Genomic DNA, 1,897 nt, shown 5'->3' on the forward strand with positions numbered 1-1,897 from the left:
GGCAGGCCCCGCAGGTCCGGCACCAGGCCGGCACCCGGACCCTGGCGGAGGCCCAGGAGGCCTACCGCAGCGCCGGCGTGGCCGCCGAGGTCATGCCCTTCATCGACGACATGGCCGAGGCCTACGCCTGGGCCGATCTGGTCATCGCCCGGGCCGGGGCCCTGACCGTGGCCGAGCTGGCGGCGGTGGGGGCGGCCTCGGTGCTGGTGCCGCTGCCCTGGGCGGTGGACGACCACCAGAGCGCCAACGCCGAGCAGCTGCGCCGGGCCGGCGCCGCCCGCATCGTGCCCCAGCCGGCGCTGGAGGCCGGCGAGCTCGCCGGCGAGCTCGCGGGGCTGCTCGCCGACCGCCGGCGGCTGCAGGGGATGGCCGAGGCGGCGCGCACGGTCGCCTGCCCCGAGGCCGCCGCCCGGGTCGCCGCAGCCTGCCAGGAGGTGGCCGATGAGTGACGCCGTGGACGCCCGGGAGCCCCGCTTCGCCGGCCCGGTGGACGGGCCGAGCGCCTTCGGCCGCGTCCGGCGGCTCCACTTCGTGGGCATCGGCGGGGCCGGCATGGGCGGGATCGCCGAGGTCCTCCACAACCTCGGCTTCACGGTCACCGGCTCGGACGTGCGCGAGGGGGCCGTGGTCGAGCGGCTCCGCGGGCTCGGCGTGGCGGTGGCCATCGGCCACGACCCCGGCGCGGTGGCGGGGGTCGACGCCGTGGTGGTCTCCAGCGCGGTGACCGCCGACAACCCCGAGGTGCAGGCGGCGCGCCGCGAGCGCCTGCCGGTGGTCGCCCGCGCCGAGATGCTCGCCGAGCTGATGCGCTTCCGCCACGGCATCGCCGTGGCCGGGACCCACGGCAAGACGACCACCACCTCCCTGCTCGCGAGCTGCCTCGCCGAGGGGGGAGGCGACCCGACCTTCGTCATCGGCGGGCGGCTGATCAGCGCCGGCGCCCACGCGCGGCTCGGCAGCGGGCCGTACCTGGTGGCCGAGGCGGACGAGAGCGACGCCTCCTTCCTCCACCTCAAGCCGGTGATGGCCGCGGTGACCAACATCGACGCCGACCACCTGGAGACCTACGGCGGCGACTTCGAGGCGCTGCGCCGGACCTTCGTGGAGTTCCTCCACCACCTGCCCTTCTACGGGCTGGCCGTCCTCTGCCTCGACGACCCCGAGGTGCGCCGGCTGCGCGACGAGCTCGCCCGGCCGGTGCTGACCTACGGCTTCGCCGAGGACGCCGACCTGCGCATCGAGGGGATCGAGGCCGACGGCCACCGCACGCGCTTCCGGCTCCGCGAGGGCGACAGCGGGCGCTTCGAGGTGGCGCTGAACCTGCCGGGGCGGCACAACGTCCTCAACGCCACGGCGGCCGTCGCCCTGGCCCGGGAGCTCGGGGTCGGCGTCCAGGCGATCCAGGCGGCGCTGGCCGGCTTCCAGGGGATCGGCCGGCGCTTCCAGGTCTACCCGGCGCTGCCGGTCCCCGGCGGCGGCGCGGCGACCCTCGTCGACGACTACGCCCACCACCCCCGGGAGCTGGATGCCACGTTCCAGGCGGCCCGCGACGCCTGGCCCGGCCGCCGGCTGGTGGTGGTCTTCCAGCCGCACCGCTTTACGCGGACCCGCGAGCTCCTCGACGACTTCGCGCGGGTCCTGGCGGCGGCGGACCTGCTCCTGCTCACGGAGGTCTACCCGGCGGGCGAGGCGCCGCTGCCGGGGGCCGACGGCCGCTCGCTGGCCGCGGCCATCCGCGACCGGGGCGGGGCGCGGCCGATCTTCGCCGAGGACCTCGACGAGATCCCGGGCCTGCTCGCCGGGGTGCTGCGCGCCGGCGATATCGTGCTCACCCTCGGGGCCGGGAGCATCGGCGCCCTCCCGGGGCGGCTCGTCGAGGGCGCGGCGCCCTCGGGAG

At 77.3% G+C, this 1,897-nt stretch carries 2 protein-coding genes; both read left to right on the top strand.

Features of this window, described 5'->3' with window-relative positions; translation table 11 throughout:
* On the top strand, window positions 1–449 hold a 449-nt coding region (locus CKO13_RS11910), incomplete at its 5' end, for a UDP-N-acetylglucosamine--N-acetylmuramyl-(pentapeptide) pyrophosphoryl-undecaprenol N-acetylglucosamine transferase (protein WP_274600696.1).
* The coding region (murC, locus tag CKO13_RS11915; RefSeq protein WP_200261311.1) for a UDP-N-acetylmuramate--L-alanine ligase at window positions 442–1,897 on the top strand (1,456 nt) is incomplete at its 3' end. The genes CKO13_RS11910 and murC, both read left to right, overlap by 8 nt.

The sequence above is a fragment of the Halorhodospira neutriphila genome (assembly GCF_016584055.1).
In the GTDB taxonomy this organism is placed as follows: Bacteria; Pseudomonadota; Gammaproteobacteria; order Nitrococcales; family Halorhodospiraceae; genus Halorhodospira; species Halorhodospira neutriphila.